Annotated in this window: 16 protein-coding genes and 1 tRNA gene; 12 read left to right on the top strand and 5 right to left on the bottom strand. The window is 40.0% G+C overall.

Translation table 11 applies throughout. From position 1 onward, the window contains the following. The first annotated feature begins 100 nt into the window (after positions 1-100). From GSQ74_RS06915 to GSQ74_RS06885, 7 genes are all read left to right on the top strand, one after another. The gene (locus GSQ74_RS06915) at positions 101-1,075 is read left to right on the top strand and encodes a ribonucleoside-diphosphate reductase small subunit (RefSeq protein ID WP_158991481.1); all 975 of its coding nucleotides are present in this window, start codon (positions 101-103) and stop codon (positions 1,073-1,075) included. Positions 1,076-1,267: 192 nt separating this feature from the next. Next, the gene (locus GSQ74_RS06910; RefSeq protein ID WP_158991478.1) at positions 1,268-3,640 is read left to right on the top strand and encodes a ribonucleoside-diphosphate reductase subunit alpha; all 2,373 of its coding nucleotides are present in this window, start codon (positions 1,268-1,270) and stop codon (positions 3,638-3,640) included. 226 nt (positions 3,641-3,866) lie between these two features. Beyond that, positions 3,867-4,541 (top strand): hypothetical protein, encoded by a 675-nt coding sequence (locus GSQ74_RS06905; RefSeq protein ID WP_158991475.1) that lies wholly within the window; start codon positions 3,867-3,869, stop codon positions 4,539-4,541. Then, entirely contained in the window at positions 4,541-4,756 is a 216-nt protein-coding gene (locus GSQ74_RS06900) for a cysteine-rich CWC family protein (RefSeq protein ID WP_254060825.1), read from the top strand. The genes GSQ74_RS06905 and GSQ74_RS06900 overlap by 1 nt, the downstream gene beginning before the upstream one ends. A gap of 87 nt (positions 4,757-4,843) precedes the next feature. Then, complete coding sequence (fabG, locus tag GSQ74_RS06895; protein ID WP_158991472.1) at positions 4,844-5,587, top strand: 3-oxoacyl-[acyl-carrier-protein] reductase; 744 nt, start codon at positions 4,844-4,846, stop codon at positions 5,585-5,587. Between the two features lie 191 nt (positions 5,588-5,778). After that, positions 5,779-7,878 (top strand): hypothetical protein, encoded by a 2,100-nt coding sequence (locus GSQ74_RS06890; RefSeq protein WP_158991469.1) that lies wholly within the window; start codon positions 5,779-5,781, stop codon positions 7,876-7,878. Positions 7,879-8,062: 184 nt separating this feature from the next. Then, positions 8,063-8,767 carry a DUF4136 domain-containing protein gene (locus tag GSQ74_RS06885; protein WP_158991466.1) on the top strand — a complete coding sequence of 235 codons (705 nt, stop codon included), beginning with the start codon at positions 8,063-8,065 and terminating at the stop codon, positions 8,765-8,767. 47 nt (positions 8,768-8,814) lie between these two features. Here GSQ74_RS06885 and GSQ74_RS06880 read toward each other — a convergent pair whose 3' ends face one another. After that, the gene (locus tag GSQ74_RS06880; protein WP_158991463.1) at positions 8,815-10,311 is read right to left on the bottom strand and encodes an NAD(P)/FAD-dependent oxidoreductase; all 1,497 of its coding nucleotides are present in this window, start codon (positions 10,309-10,311) and stop codon (positions 8,815-8,817) included. 78 nt (positions 10,312-10,389) lie between these two features. On the opposite strand from GSQ74_RS06880, the gene GSQ74_RS06875 reads away from it, so the two are divergent. The 3 genes from GSQ74_RS06875 to GSQ74_RS06865 are packed head-to-tail and all read left to right on the top strand — an operon-like array spanning position 10,390 to position 12,203. Then, positions 10,390-11,238, top strand: a complete 849-nt coding sequence (locus GSQ74_RS06875) for a phytoene/squalene synthase family protein (RefSeq protein ID WP_158991461.1) — start codon at positions 10,390-10,392, stop codon at positions 11,236-11,238. 43 nt (positions 11,239-11,281) lie between these two features. Beyond that, positions 11,282-11,971 carry a lycopene cyclase domain-containing protein gene (locus tag GSQ74_RS06870; RefSeq protein ID WP_158991458.1) on the top strand — a complete coding sequence of 230 codons (690 nt, stop codon included), beginning with the start codon at positions 11,282-11,284 and terminating at the stop codon, positions 11,969-11,971. Next, on the top strand, positions 11,964-12,203 hold the full coding sequence (locus GSQ74_RS06865) for a cytochrome b5 domain-containing protein (protein WP_158991455.1): 240 nt from the start codon (positions 11,964-11,966) through the stop codon (positions 12,201-12,203). The genes GSQ74_RS06870 and GSQ74_RS06865 overlap by 8 nt, the downstream gene beginning before the upstream one ends. Here GSQ74_RS06865 and GSQ74_RS06860 read toward each other — a convergent pair. Beyond that, a complete protein-coding gene (locus GSQ74_RS06860; protein ID WP_158991452.1) occupies positions 12,181-13,119 on the bottom strand; it encodes a PfkB family carbohydrate kinase in 939 nt (312 codons plus the stop codon). The two genes, GSQ74_RS06865 and GSQ74_RS06860, sit on opposite strands and share 23 nt — an antisense overlap. Positions 13,120-13,352: 233 nt before the next feature. Between GSQ74_RS06860 and GSQ74_RS06855 the strand changes: the two genes are divergently transcribed. Next, positions 13,353-13,426, top strand: a tRNA-Asn gene (locus GSQ74_RS06855). 219 nt (positions 13,427-13,645) lie between these two features. Further along, positions 13,646-14,422: a hypothetical protein gene (locus GSQ74_RS06850; RefSeq protein ID WP_158991449.1), complete on the top strand. Its 777-nt coding sequence runs from the start codon at positions 13,646-13,648 to the stop codon at positions 14,420-14,422. On the opposite strand, the gene GSQ74_RS06845 is transcribed toward GSQ74_RS06850, so the two are convergent. From GSQ74_RS06845 to GSQ74_RS06835, 3 genes are all read right to left on the bottom strand, one after another. After that, entirely contained in the window at positions 14,412-15,062 is a 651-nt protein-coding gene (locus GSQ74_RS06845; RefSeq protein WP_158991446.1) for a hypothetical protein, read from the bottom strand. The two genes, GSQ74_RS06850 and GSQ74_RS06845, sit on opposite strands and share 11 nt — an antisense overlap. Position 15,063: 1 nt before the next feature. Beyond that, positions 15,064-15,558 (bottom strand): TIR domain-containing protein, encoded by a 495-nt coding sequence (locus tag GSQ74_RS06840; RefSeq protein ID WP_158991443.1) that lies wholly within the window; start codon positions 15,556-15,558, stop codon positions 15,064-15,066. Continuing rightward, positions 15,522-15,986: nucleotide kinase domain-containing protein (locus GSQ74_RS06835; RefSeq protein WP_216846685.1), on the bottom strand; the 465-nt coding region annotated here is incomplete at its 5' end. The genes GSQ74_RS06835 and GSQ74_RS06840, both read right to left, overlap by 37 nt.

The following is a 15,986-nucleotide window of genomic DNA, read 5'->3' as shown; positions in this document are numbered from 1 at the left end:
CACGAATAAGGTTTTGCCAAAAGTCTTTTTTTATCACTGCTTCATCCGCGAACGCAGTCGGTTAATTGTCTTTTGTCAACACCAAAACTACAAGGCACAAATGAAACAGGAAGACGAATTATTACTCAGAGAGAACAAGGACAGGTTTGTGATCCTGCCTATCAAGTATCCCGCTATTTGGGAGATGTACAAAAAGTGTGAAGCCAGCTTTTGGACTGCTGAAGAGATCGATCTTTCTGATGATATGAAGCATTGGGAAACGATGAACTCCGGCGAGAAGCATTTCATTTCGCACATCCTGGCATTTTTTGCCGCCAGCGATGGTATTGTGAATGAGAATTTAGCCATCAACTTTATGAGTGAGGTTCAATTACCCGAGGCACGTTGTTTCTATGGATTCCAGATCATGATGGAAAACATCCACTCTGAAACTTATGCCTTGCTGATTGATACGTACATTAAAGATCCGATTGAGAAAGATCGCCTGTTTCATGCCATCGATACAGTACCCTGTGTAAATAAAAAAGCGGAGTGGGCTTTGCGTTGGATCAACAACGGATCATTCGCCGAACGCCTGATCGCTTTTGCTGCTGTTGAGGGTATTTTCTTCTCCGGTAGTTTCTGCTCTATATTCTGGTTGAAAAAACGCGGTTTAATGCCGGGGTTAACTTTCAGTAACGAATTAATCTCTCGTGATGAAGGCATGCACTGCGAGTTTGCCTGCTTATTATATCGCATGCTGGAGCATAAATTACCAAAAGATCAGGCTACCAAGATTATTACTGACGCGGTAGAGATCGAGAAAGAATTTGTTACCGATGCATTACCGGTAAACCTGATCGGTATGAATGCCAAATTAATGAGCCAGTACATTGAGTTTGTTGCCGACAGATGGTTAGGCGAGCTTGGTTACGATAAAGTGTATGGCGCAAGCAACCCGTTTGATTTTATGGAGATGATATCGCTACAAGGCAAAACCAACTTCTTTGAAAAACGTGTTGGCGACTATCAGAAAAGCGGCGTGCTAAATGCAACAGCAGATAGCAAGAGCTTTTCATTAGATGATGATTTTTAGTTATAGTAGTTAGTATCAAGTATCTGGACTGATCGGCATACTAACTATGAAACAAAAATCATCAATACAAAAAATAAAAAAGTCTATCGACTAGATACTAAAAGAGAGTCTTGCTACTTGATACTAGCGACTCGATACTTAAAAAAACTAGTTACTAAGTACTAAAGAAAAAGCTACTAAATACCCAAGAATATGTTTGTAATAAAAAGAGACGGAAAAAGAGAATCGGTAAAATTTGACAAGATTACCGCACGCATAGAAAAACTATGCTATGGGTTTCACTTGGTTGACCCTATTGATGTGGCTAAAAAGGTAATTGAAGGTTTGTTTGATGGTGTAACCACCTCCGAACTGGATAACCTGGCTGCTGAAACCGCTGCTTCGTTAACCACCAAGCATCCGGATTATGCATTGCTGGCATCGCGTATAGCAGTATCCAATTTGCATAAAAATACGATCAAATCTTTCTCCGAAACTATGCGCAAGCTATATGAGTATGTGGATGAGAAAACAGGCAAAAACGCTTCATTAATAGCTGAAGATGTTTGGCAGGTAATACAGGATAATGCTGAGTTATTAGACAGCACCATCATTTATGATCGTGACTTTGGTTTTGATTACTTCGGTTTTAAAACCTTAGAAAAATCATACCTGTTAAAGGTTGAAGGCAAAATAGTAGAACGCCCTCAGCATTTATTCATGCGTGTATCGGTAGGTATCCACAAAGAAGATATCGAAAGCGCAATCAAAACATATCATTTAATGAGCGAGCGTTGGTTTACGCACGCTACTCCTACCCTTTTCAACGCAGGTACGCCAAAACCTCAAATGTCATCATGCTTCCTGTTAACCATGAAGGATGACAGCATCGAAGGTATATATGATACATTAAAACAAACTGCCAAGATCTCTCAAAGTGCTGGCGGTATTGGTTTAAGCATCCACAATGTAAGGGCTACAGGCTCATATATCAGCGGTACAAATGGCACCAGCAACGGTATCATCCCAATGCTAAAGGTATTTAATGATACTGCCCGTTATGTAGATCAGGGTGGTGGTAAACGTAAAGGTGCCTTCGCCATTTATTTAGAGCCTTGGCATGCAGACGTATTCGACTTTTTAGACCTGCGTAAAAACCACGGTAAAGAAGAAATGCGCGCCCGTGATTTGTTCTATGCGCTTTGGGTATCTGACTTATTCATGCGCCGCGTAGAAGCTAATGAAGACTGGAGCCTATTCTGCCCGCACGAAGCACCGGGATTGGCTGATTGCTGGGGTAAAGAATTTGAAGCGTTGTACGAAAAATACGAAAAAGAAGGCCGTGCCCGCAGAACTGTAAAAGCACAGGAACTTTGGTTCGCGATACTTGATGCTCAGGTTGAAACCGGTACACCGTACTTGTTGTACAAAGATGCTGCTAACGGTAAATCAAACCAGCAAAATCTTGGTACCATAAAAAGCTCGAACCTTTGTACCGAAATCATGGAATACACCGATGCTAACGAAGTTGCGGTTTGTAACCTTGCATCATTAGCATTACCAAGATATATTCAAAACGGTGTATTCGATCATAACAAATTATACGAGGTTACTTATCAGGCTGCCATCAATCTGAATAAGATTATCGATAATAATTACTATCCTGTTGAGGAAGCCCGTTACTCAAACTTACGCCACCGCCCTATTGGTTTAGGTGTACAAGGTTTGGCTGATACTTTCATCCAACTGCGTATGCCGTTTGAAAGCGAAGAAGCTAAAAAACTGAACATAGAAATATTTGAAACTATCTATTTCGCTGCGATGACCGCTTCTAAGGATCTGGCTATAAAAGATGGCGCTTATGAAACATTCAAAGGCTCACCATTGTCACAAGGCAAATTCCAATTCGATCTTTGGAATGTAAAACCGGAAAGTGGCCGTTGGGATTGGGAAAACCTACGTTTAGATGTAATGAATCATGGTGTACGTAACTCATTATTAGTTGCGCCAATGCCTACGGCTTCAACTTCACAAATATTGGGTAACAACGAGTGCTTTGAGCCTTATACCTCAAACATCTACACCCGTCGTGTATTAAGCGGTGAGTTCATCGTGGTAAACAAATACTTATTACGAGATTTAGTTAACCGTGGCCTTTGGGATACCGAGATGAAAGATAAGATCATAACTGCAAACGGATCTATTCAGGATATTGCGGAAATACCTGCTGACGTGAAAGAACTGTACAAAACAGTTTGGGAAATAAAAATGCGTAGCATTATTGATATGGCTGCCGACCGTGGCGCTTATGTTTGCCAGTCGCAATCATTAAACCTGTTCATCAATGCGCCGAATGCATCCAAGCTAACTTCAATGCATTTTTACGCATGGAAAAAAGGTTTAAAAACAGGTATGTACTATCTGCGTACACAAGCAGCATCGCAAGCAGTTAAGTTTACTGTTGAGAACCAGGGTGGCAAAAATATGGATGCGATAATACCTGAAGTAGTTGCAGAATTGACTAACGATGTACCTGCTGGCCCATCATGTTCAATGGAAGAAGGCTGCGTAACTTGCTCTGCATAACATTTTTTTGAGCACCCGTTAAGATTTAATCTGTAGTTAATAATTAATAGTTAAAGCTATATTATTTTCTACGGATTTATTTTTTACTGCAGATATTTTACTACTTTTAGGCATTCAACCTCACCGTATGTATCATATTTTCAGTGTACTAGTCTGTAAAAAAACTTTTAAGACAATAATTCTAATCACTTTAATTGTTTCATTATACACATCTGTAAATGCGCAAATGTACTCTGCCACAGATCCTCCAAAACGTAGTAATGGTGGGTTAACCTATGGAGGCGATAATGGCAGCGGAGATGGCGACAGATCATGGGCATTATCCTTAAGTGCAGGTTATGATGTACCACAAGGCAATATGGGTTCAACATTTAAGGCAGCACCAACGTTTAGCTTTAGTTATTTAAATAACTACAACAACTTTACCTTTAATGCAAGCATCGGTTATGTATCTTACAAACCCAAATTTGATACTGCTTATTTTGTAGGTAACGACCCAACACAAGGATACGTCCAATACGGAAGCTTTAACTCTTTACAACTATACACGGGCGCAGCATACAATATTTCAATATCAGATAATGCCAGGTTTTATTTTGGCTTAGATTTAGGTAGCTACTTTAACTTTTTTAAATATAGCGCTAATGACGGCCAGGGAGATATAAGCGCTTACAATACAACATACAGTCAGCAATTTATAGCTCCTAAATTAGGTATTGATGTTATGGTAAGTGATAATCTAAGTTTAGGTATTGAGGGTAAATATAACTTTATACTCTCCGGATCAGAAGCTAATAATTTAAACTTCACCATTCAGGATAATTATGTAAGTTCCAATTATACTGCGGTGTCTTATAAAACGTTTTCAGGACATATAACATTAACTTATCATTTTTATTAGTGATCCATCCAAAACACGAAACAGTACACTGCGAACGCTGCAAAGCATCATTTGAATGCAAGGCAAACTCATTTACCAAATGCCAGTGCGCCAAGGTGCAACTTACCCTAAATGAAACCCAATTTGTAAGTGAACTATTTGATGGCTGCTTATGCGCTGATTGTTTACTGGAATTACAAAAAGAATATAAAGAAGATTTTAACAACCAGAAATAATTAACGATTGATGCGAACATCTCCCCTTTTCGCAGTTTCAGCCAAAATAATTATCTTCGCTTCCCGAAAACGAATTTATTAAGCTTCATGAAATTATTAGAAGGAAAAACCGCGCTGATCACAGGCGCGTCAAAAGGCATAGGCCGTACAATAGCCGAAAAGTTTGCTGAACATGGTGCCAACGTGGCCTTTACCTATTTATCGTCTGTTGAAAAAGGACTGGCATTAGAGCAGGAATTGCAAAGCCATGGCACAAAAGTAAAAGGTTATCGTTCTGATGCTTCTAAATTTGATGAGGCCGAAAAATTAATAGCTGATATTATTGCAGATTTCGGCACACTGAATATTGTGGTTAACAATGCTGGTATAACCAAAGATGGTTTACTAATGCGCATGACCGAAGAGCAATGGGACGAAGTGATGGATGTGAATCTGAAATCAATATTCAACGTTACCAAAGCAGCATCAAAAATTATGATGAAAAACCGTGATGGCGTGTTTATTAACATGAGTTCGGTTGTTGGTGTACAAGGTAATGCAGGGCAGGCTAATTACGCGGCATCAAAAGCCGGTATTATTGGCTTCTCCAAATCAATAGCTAAAGAATTAGGTTCAAGAAATATACGTACCAACGTGGTAGCGCCGGGCTTTATCCGCACCGAAATGACCGAGGTATTAGACCCTAAAGTGGTTGAAGGCTGGGCACAAGCTATCCCGCTTAAACGCGCCGGCGAAACAGCCGATGTGGCTAACGCCTGCGTTTTCCTGGCATCGGATATGGCGACTTATATCACCGGACAGGTTATTCCGGTTGATGGTGGGATGTTATAAGCTAGAGATTAGAGGTTGGTGATTGGAGATTAGTATTCTGATTAATTCCCTTTGTCATTCTGAGTGCAACGAAGAATCTTCTTCGATTTGCAAAACGAACTATACATGGCGCAGAAGATTCTTCGTTGCACTCAGAATGACAATTCAAGGCATATAATTCATAAATAAACAGCATATTTGGTTTACCGGATATGCTGTTTTTATTTTCTATCACATGGGGGGCGGTTTCAGGATGGTGGGCTTTGGCTTGCCTGCTGTTGGGCTGTTTGTATGCGTGGCTAATGTATTGCCAACCGGTAGATCTTAGCAAACAATTCCGATATATTCTGTTCGCGTTACGTGCTTTGGCCGTGTTTATTATATCGCTGCTGTTGTTGGCCCCGTTGGTAAAATCCGTGAGTTACCAATCGCAAAAACCATTGATTTTGATTTTACAGGATAATTCTGAATCCATCAAACTTTTTCCGACACCAAAGCAAGTCTCCCCTCCCGGGGGAGATTTAGAGGGGGCTTTAACTAAACTTAAATCATCACTGGGCGATAATTATGAAGTCCATGAATTTAATTTTGACCGTACACTTAATAATGGACTTTCCAATAAATTCAATGGAAAACAAACTGATATTGCATCGGCATTAAAACAAGTGAATGAGCGCTATGTAAATCAAAACATCGGCGCAATAATACTGGCTACCGATGGTTTATACAACCAGGGAACTGACCCGCAGTACGAGGCGAGAAATATTAAAAGCACCATCTACACCATCGCCCTTGGCGATACCACACCCAAACGCGACCTGCTGATTGCCAATGTCAACTGTAACAAAACGGCTTTTTTAGGAAATGATTTTGAGATTGAAGTTTTAATCGAAGCCTACCAAGGCAAAGGCGAAAACATGCGTTTAACCGTTACTGAAGACGGCAGGCAGGTATCAAACCAAAACATTGCTGTTGCTGCAGATGCATTTCAAAAACTCGTCCCAATTAAATTGAATGCTGATAAAAAAGGCATCCGTAAGTTTAACATTAGCATAACGCCTATAAAAAATGAACTATCCACCCAAAACAACACCGAAACTATTTATGTAGATGTGCTGGATGCCCGGCAAAAGATACTACTGGTATACAACAACCTGCACCCTGATATTAATGTAATAAAACAAGATATTGAAAGCGATAAAAACTATGAGGTTAAAGCAGTACTGTTATCCGATCTGGCAACTATCAAACCCAACGATTACAGCCTGATTATTTTACATCAACTAACAGCTAATAGCTCAGGCATCCTGCAAAGCATCATCACCAAAACTAAAATCCCTGTATGGTATATGCTTGGCGCACAAACTAATTTGCAGGATTTTAATGTTACACAACACGCAGTAAAAGTATACGACAATAGCAATCAGCTACAGGAGGTATTTGCGCTACCCCTGCCGGAGTTTTCGGCTTTTACCCTGTCAGATTCCACCAATCAAAAAATAAGCTTATTCCCGCCGCTATTGGCGCCATTTGGCAACTATACCTCTTCGCCAACTAACCAGGTACTACTCAAGCAGAAAATAGGTGACATTGCAACCTCCTACCCATTACTTTCATTCGCTGATGAAGGTGGTCGGCGGATTGGCCTGTTATTGGGCGAGGGCTTATGGCGCTGGCAATTGGCCGAATATAAAACCGACGGCAATCATCACGCCATGGAAGAACTATTAGACCAAAGCGTTCAATATTTAACCGCAAATGCCAATCATCAGCAATTTAGGGTTTACCCGGCTAAATCTGTTTTTGATGAGGGCGAGAATGTGATCATCAACGCCGAATTGTACAACGATGCATTGGAGCTGATTAACACACCTGATGTGCGAATTGAATTAACAGCGCATTCAGGTAAAAAATATAGTTTCCTGTTTACCCGCAATGGTCAAAGCTACCAACTAGATGCAGGCACGCTCCCTGTTGACGAATACAGTTACCTAGCCAGTACTAAATTGGGCAACAAAATATTTACGGCTAATGGCCAGCTAACCATAAAAGCTTTAAACCTGGAAACCCGCCAAAGCGCAGCTAATCATCAGCTATTAAATAACATCGCCAAACAATCAGGCGGGCAAATGTTACTGCCATCGCAAATGGATAAGCTTGCCGATCTCATCAAGAAAAACGACAATATTAAAACCATAGTTTACGAAGGAAAGCATTACGATGACCTGGTGGATATAAAGTGGGTTTTCGTGCTAATTTTAATTCTTCTTACCACAGAGTGGTTTATGCGTAAGCGCGAGGGGCAGATATAATTGACTTTAATGCTATTCTAATGTATATCTAACAAAAAAATTACCACGTAATTAAGTACTTTGGCGTGCAAATTGATAGATTTGTTAGGGCTGAAGTTTATTTGAAAAAACAACATTTAACCGTTAAACCTTTTTATTGATTATTAGTCTAACACAATATATAACCGAGGGCGCATAAAAAACCATGAAAAGATCAATTTATTTAGGGCTGATTGTATTAATTGCAGCCAGCTTTTCTGCATGTAATACATACAACTATTATACAGCAGGTCTTAACACAACAAACATGAGCAGGTACCATACTTTTGCCTGGATGCCAATGGGCGCCGGAAAAGGTAAAGCGCCCGGTAATGTAGCTATGGCTGATGCTAAAATTAAAGATGCTGCAACTTCGGCGTTAGAAACCAAAGGCTTGTCTGTTTCGCAAAAACAACCTGATTTGTTGGTTAGCTATACTACCACTGTTGGCAGGGGTACCAGGACTAATTATTACTCTAACTATGGTTGGGGCGGTTATGGCTGGGGTGGCGGTTACGGTTGGGGTGGTTATGGCTGGGGCGGATTCGGCCTTGGCTTTGGTTACGGTTGGCGAGGAGGCTACGGCTGGGGTGGATTTAGCCCTTACTATTACGGCGGCGCTCCATTTGCTTATAGCGGCGGGTTAACTTATGCTGAACAAGAACATTATAAAGAAGGAACCTTAATTATTGACCTGATAGACCGCAGAACCCGTAAAGTAGTTTGGAGAGGTTACGGTGTAGGCGAAGTGCACCACGACCCGCAAAAAAATATTGATGACTTGCCTAAAGTAGTAAGCGGTATAATTAACCAACTAAGCTTGCAACCACTATCAGCACCACCAAGAATGATACGTACCATGAACTCTTAATAAAACATACAACTCTACAACAAAAATAGCCTTGCAATGTTGCAAGGCTATTTTTGTTTAGCGGAAAAATATTTCAAAGCCTCCCCTGCCGCTATCTGCCCTGATATTAAAGCAGGCGGCACACCCGGCCCCGGCACGGTTAGTTGTCCTGTAAACAACATATTTTTAATATGCTTTGCCCGCATAGCAGGTTTAAAAAATCCGGTTTGTGCAAGGGTATTGGCCAACCCATAAGCGTTGCCTTTAAAGGAGTTATAATCAGCTTTAAAATCATTCATGGCATAGCTGCGTTTTACAATGATGCTATCCTTTATGCTTTCGCCGGTTATGCTTTCAAACCTGTCGACTATCAAAATAAAGTACTTCTCGCGCAGCTCATCATTATCTTCCAAATTCGGGGCTAATGGCACAAGGAAAAATAAGTTTTCGCATCCCTCTGGTGCTACGCTGCTATCTGTTTTTGATGGGCAGCAAACATAAAATAAAGGTTTTTCAGGCCATTGGGGTTTGGTATAAATATCATCTGCATGCTGTTCAAAATCTTCATCAAAAAATAAATTATGGTGCTTAATGTCTCCCAATTTTTTATTTATACCGATGTAAAATAATAAGCTCGATGGCGACATGGTGCGGCTATCCCAATATTTATGATCATAGTTGCGATAAGGCTCATCTATTAATTCTTGATCAGTGTGTTCGTAATCCGCCCCGGTAATTACGAAATCTGCTTCTACAATACCATTATTGGTGACGATGTATTTTACCTTTTCATTTTCTACTTCTATTTTGAGTACTTCAGTATTTAGTTTGATGTCAACCTGATTTTCCTCAGCAATATTTACCATCGCTTTTACAATTTCGTTCATACCGCCCGTAGGGTACCAGGTACCTAAAACCAGATCCGCGTAATTCATCATACTGTACATGGCGGGCGTATCCTGCGGCCTCGCGCCTAAAAACAGTACCGGGAACTCCAGCAACTTTATTAGTTTCGGATTTTTAAAGTACTTACGCACATGTTTGCTCATGCCCGTAAGCAATTGCATGCTAAAGCTTTTGCGTATCAGGTTCCAGTCGATAAACTCTGTAATAGTATGCGATGGGCGAAATACATACTCCCCCATCCCTACTTTGTACTTGTATTCGGCTTGCTTTAAAAATGCACTTAATCCTTTGCGGCTTCCGGGTTCAATGCTTTCAAAAAGCGCTTCCAAATCCGCCATTTTAGCGGGGACATCCATTTCATCACTCTTGCCAAAATAAACACGGTAAGCCGGGTCTAACTGTTTCAATTCATAAAAATCCTGTGACGATTTGCCAAACAACGCGAAAAAGTTTTCAAACACATCAGGCATCCAGTACCAGCTTGGGCCCATGTCAAAGGTAAAACCGTCCTTTTTCCAAACTCTAGCCCTGCCGCCGGGCTGGTTGTTCTTTTCAAGGATAGTAACTTTAAAACCTTCCTTTGCCAAGATGCATGCTGCTGACATCCCCGCGAAACCCGCCCCAATTACTACTATGTGTTTGTTGTTACCCACGTGCATAAGGCACCTAAATTAACCAAATTGTTTTGCCCTTACTAAAAAACAATACGGCTTAAAATTTGTACTTTTAACGAGTTTATGCGAGCTAGTCAAATCGATCTTTATAACCAAACCTGCTTTGATTGCAGCAGGCTGATCACCCAAAAATACAGCACCTCGTTTAGTATTGGTATTAAGGCATTTGACCAAAATTTCAGAGCTCCGATTTATGGCATTTATGGCTTCGTGCGATTAGCTGATGAAATTGTGGACACCTTTCATGAACATGATAAACACAAACTGATAAGTGAATTCAGGCAGGAAACGTTTAAAGCTATAGAACAAAAAATCAGCCTCAACCCTATTCTGCAAGCATTTCAGGCAGTTGTTAACCAATACCAGATCAGTCACGATTTGATAGTTGCTTTTTTATGTTCGATGGAAATGGACCTCGACAAAAAAACACATGACAAGGAAAGTTATCAGGCTTATATCTACGGCTCAGCTGAGGTTATTGGCCTGATGTGTCTTAAAGTTTTTTGTGGGGGCGATAATAAACAATATCTACATCTGCTACCTGCCGCACGCAGCTTAGGTTCCGCATTTCAGAAGGTAAACTTTTTGAGGGACATAAAATCCGACCTGGAGGAACGTGGCCGCACTTATTTCCCAGAAATTGATCTTAACAATTTTGGCGAGGCCGATAAACAGCGGATAGAAGCTGATATTAAAAAGGATTTCGATGCAGGGTTTGAGGGGATAAAACAACTGCCAAAGGGAACGCGCCTGGGGGTTTATATTGCCTATGTTTATTATTTCCAGCTTTTTAAAAAAATCACAAGAATACCAGCAGCTACTGTACTGCAAAAACGGATTCGTATATCCGATACCCGCAAGTTGTCGCTTTATTGCAAAGCCTTAGTGCAGCAAAAGCTGAATCTTATTTAAAACTGAGCTCAAAATATCTATCTTAAACATCTAAATTTACTTTGTGAAGTTTACTTATCTGCTTATTAATTTTTTCACGATATTTTTCCCACTGGCACTATCTTTTGACAAAAGGGTTCAGTTTTATAAAAAGTGGAAATTTATTTGGCCGGGCTTATTAATAACCGGGCTTGTTTTTTTATTTTGGGATGTATTGTTTACCATGGATGGTGTATGGTCATTCAACCCGGAATATATAACCGGCATTACCATTTTGCAATTGCCTATAGAGGAGATCTTTTTCTTTTTAACAGTACCATTCGCCTGTATATTTATTTATGCATGCCTAAATTATTACATAAAATGGGAAATGGATATACAGTTAACACGCATCATCTCCAATATAATCATCATATTTTCTATATTAATACTGATAATTTACCACCACAGGTTATACACCCGGGTAACATTTACTTTGCTTGCCTTTCTGGTGATCCTGTTCCAGTTTATTTATAAAGTTCGGTGGCTCAACCGCTTTTATATAACTTTTTTGGTGGTGCTGATACCCTTCTACATTATTAACGGCGTACTTACCGCATGGCCAGTGGTAATGTATAATAATATGCAAAACATGGGGTTAAGATTAGGAACCATACCTATTGAAGATCATTTTTACTGCATGGCCCTGTTACTGATGAATATTGGCTTTTTTGAATATTTTAGATTAAGATCTATTAAAATACACCATGCCTGAGCTGCCTCAATACACCAAATCGCAATTAGCCCTACGCAACGGGCAGGACAAGCCTGAGATATGGGTTGCTTACAATGGCATTATTTACGATGTAACCGAAAGTCGCCTTTGGCGCAAAGGCCAACACTACGAACATTGGGCAGGCCAGGATTTAACCCCAGAGCTTGCCGACGCCCCACATACTCACGAAGTTTTTGTGCGATTTAAAGCTATTGGGAAATTGAAACCTTAAGATCTATTGAAAACTGCGATAACACAACAAATTCCTGTACGCGTGCAGCTATCTCTTCCTGGCTTAGGTTATTGATCTTTTCAGTGCCGAATTTTTCTACACAAAATGAAGCTAATGCTGATCCATAAATGATAGCGTTCTTCATGTTGGCAAAATTAATCTCGTTAACCTTTGCCAAATAACCTATAAACCCACCTGCAAAGGTATCGCCTGCACCGGTTGGATCAAATACTTCGGCTAATGGTAATGCCGGCGCCGAGAATATAAGGCCATCGCCGAACAGTAGTGCTCCATGTTCGCCTTTTTTTATGATGAGGTATTTAGGGCCCATCTGTAATATTGTAGCGGCAGCTTTTACTAAAGAGTATTCGCCTGATAATTGGCGCGCTTCGGCATCATTAATAGTTAAAACATCAATCAGTTTAATGGTTTCCAGCAAATCATTCATAGCAATATCCATCCAGAAGTTCATGGTGTCCATTACAATCAGCTTAGGGCGTTTTTTAAGGCGTTTAATAACCGTTTGCTGCACCTGCGGGGTCAAATTACCCAGCATCAGGTATTCGCAATCCTGATAGCTTTCAGGGATGATGGGATCGAAGTCACCCAATACATTCAGTTCAGTAATGAGCGTATCACGGCTGTTCATATCATTATGGTATCTACCCGACCAAAAGAACGATTTCTCGCCTTGCTTGATCTGTAAACCTTCGGTATCGATATGATGGATGTGGAACTCCTCTATCTGGCTATGCGGGAAGTCATCACCCACTACACCAACAATTTTAACATCATCACTAAAATACGATGCCGCTAAACTCGCGTAGGTAGCCGCGCCGCCAACAATCTTATCAGTTTTACCAAAGGGTGTCTCAATAGCGTCGAACGCTACACTGCCAATAACAACTAAACTCATTATATAGTATTTTGCGCAAATATTGTGATTTTACCTCACAAATACTCATTTATAGGTATTCTGCAATAAAATTACCTGCCCCAAGCTATTTTATGTTTCGGAAACAAAAAATTATTTACCTGTTAATCAGCCAATACTGGCTATAATTAAAAATATATTGATTTTTTTTCCGAGAACTGTTGCGAAGTTTCAATGGAAATTATACTTTTGCACACTCCAAAACGGAAAATGATTCCTGAGTAGCTCAGCTGGTTAGAGCATCTGACTGTTAATCAGAGGGTCGCTGGTTCGAGCCCAGCCTCAGGAGCCTGAAAATCAATGATTTAACCCAACTCTGGCGAGTTGGGTTTTTTGTTTCTCACACATTTCTCACACAATTTCTTATTTCTTGAATTTAGTCAGAACGCGCTTTTGGATAAAATCCATCGGTATTCTGTTTAATTTATTAGTTTATAGAAGACGGATCTGTTCAGATATTTATAATTTCGTAGAATAAACGATATTTTTCTACTAATCCTTTCACATTATGTTTTCCGGTTTTAATTTATCATTTGACACAGTTGATAAAGATTTTTATCAGAGGGGTTTAACAACCTACAACAGTTATAAAAATCAAATTGAACATTCACTTAATAATTATCTTTCACCTGACGGTTCTATTAATGGATCTCAAATGCAAGCTGATTGGTTCCCACTAGTTAAAGCCAATATTTTCATCTCCCACTCGCACGATGATCAAGATGCCGCAATAACATTAGCAGGTATGTTATCAGCCTTGGGGCTTACAGTTTTCATTGATTCGTGTATTTGGGGTTATGCTCCTGATTTGTTAAAAAAAATTGATAATAAATATTGTTTAAATGAAGATCGCGCTACCTATAATTATGACGAAAGAAATAAATCCACAAGTCATGTACATATAATGCTGTCTACAGCACTAAGTATGATGATTGACAAGGTAGAATGTGTTATGTTTTTAAATACTCCAAATTCCATTAAATCTTCAGATATAAAAAGTGAAACATTTTCACCATGGATATACGCGGAGATTGCTATGACAAAATACGTTCGCAGAAGACAATTAAATGAATATCGCCCAACTCTCTTAAAGGGCATGGAGCAAACAAGGAACCTTAATGAAAACCTAAGTATAAAATACCAATTAAACCTGGATCATCTAATGGAGCTAACAGATGACGATTTGATAAATTGGGTTAATAAATATTCGCAATCAATACCTAAGCCTGTCTTCGCATTAGACTTGTTGTACGAAATTTTTTCCAATAAAACGATTAGATTGTAATTCGGTTCGTACCGACAGAATAATGTGCTTGGCTTTTATCAAAATCAAATGGATCAGCAACAACAAGGTTAAATGATTCTGCCTGTTCGTTTTGTAACCATTCAACAAGTGTTTCGGCTTCATCAAAACTGAACTTTCTATGGCCGATGCCATTTTCATAACCGATATTTTTTAAAAGATTCGCAGGAAATTCGGGCGCTGCACTCCCAAAATAATAGAAATGATTTGAAATCAGCACATTTCGGGATTGGGTATCCCGGTTTTTATTGAATTCATTTAGCGTGCCATCTGGGTGACTATGATGGGAATGTGCTTGGGTCCAAGTGTTTGTTTCAGCATTATGAAAATAAATATTATCGCCGAGCATCATTTTTTTACTTCCGTTGCGTACCGGTCTCTTATCCTTAAATTCATCATTTTCCCAATATTCGTTAAAGGTGATTTTTCGGCTAACCTTCATAGCAAAAACACATCTTCCGGGTGCCCTAAGCCTTCCACCTCCGACGCCAACTATCCAATCGCCTATTTGCGCACTGTTTCTAATACGGGGTTTACAAGTTGCCAAACTACAAAAACCGTGGAATGGGTTTGGTGCGAACCCTAAATCTCTGTCGACAACGTAAATGTAGACGCTTGGCATATTAACAGTTTACTGACCCACTTGCATTCGGTGGCTGTCGGGTATTACCATCGGAATTTTTAAATGTATTGTCACCATCAATTGCTGACATGATACTATCTGTATTCCAGTTGACTATCGCTGACCCGTATTTTTCCAAACTTGGCGGTATATCGGCTTCGGTACCACCCCGGACAAATACGCCCACAATTCTTTTTCCCTGTTGATTTGCTTTCTCTATTTCCCAGTTCACCCAACTGCGTTGATGAGTGTCTTTTCCAATTAACACCACAACTGTACTGGCCCAGGATATTTTCATTCGGAGTATACGCTGTATTACTTTATCGCTAACGCGTTTTTCATCCATGCGGCGCTGATTTTCCGGCTTCATCCGGACCGAACTATTTCGGACATCATAGCCACGGCTCGCCATCAGGCTGGTTAGCTTGCTGACCTCCGCATCATCTTGGTGGTGATGGCTTATGAAAAGATGCCTTCGTTTACTGTCTTCTGACATGATATTTGGATTTGATTATTTATATTCCATTTCGGTGGAAAGAAAAAACTCATCGGGCCTTTTGACTTATTGAATTTTTGTTTGATCCGGGTTCGGCCCGATTTGTTATTGCTTTCCGGGCTTGTGGCTCGCAGATATTTATCGGTTTCACAAAACAGGTTTTGACAGTCAATAAGTTGGAGTTGTCTTCCCCATAAATTTGGTAAATTGAGGCCAAGCCGTCTGCATTCCTTTTCCTGGTCATCTGTCATTAATTTAATAATATCTTCAAATGAATAGCTACCCAGAGAGTCAAAACATTTCAATATGCCGTTCTTAGCGCCGGGGCCGGCCACCACAAAATCCATTTCTGAAAAATTCAACAATTCGCTGTAGTTCAAATCTATCGTAAATTGGAAGGCTAAAAAAGGACCGAGCGAAGGGTATGA

This window comes from Mucilaginibacter sp. L196, assembly GCF_009765905.1.
GTDB lineage: Bacteria > Bacteroidota > Bacteroidia > Sphingobacteriales > Sphingobacteriaceae > Mucilaginibacter.
This window is presented reverse-complemented; position numbering and strand designations above follow the sequence as displayed.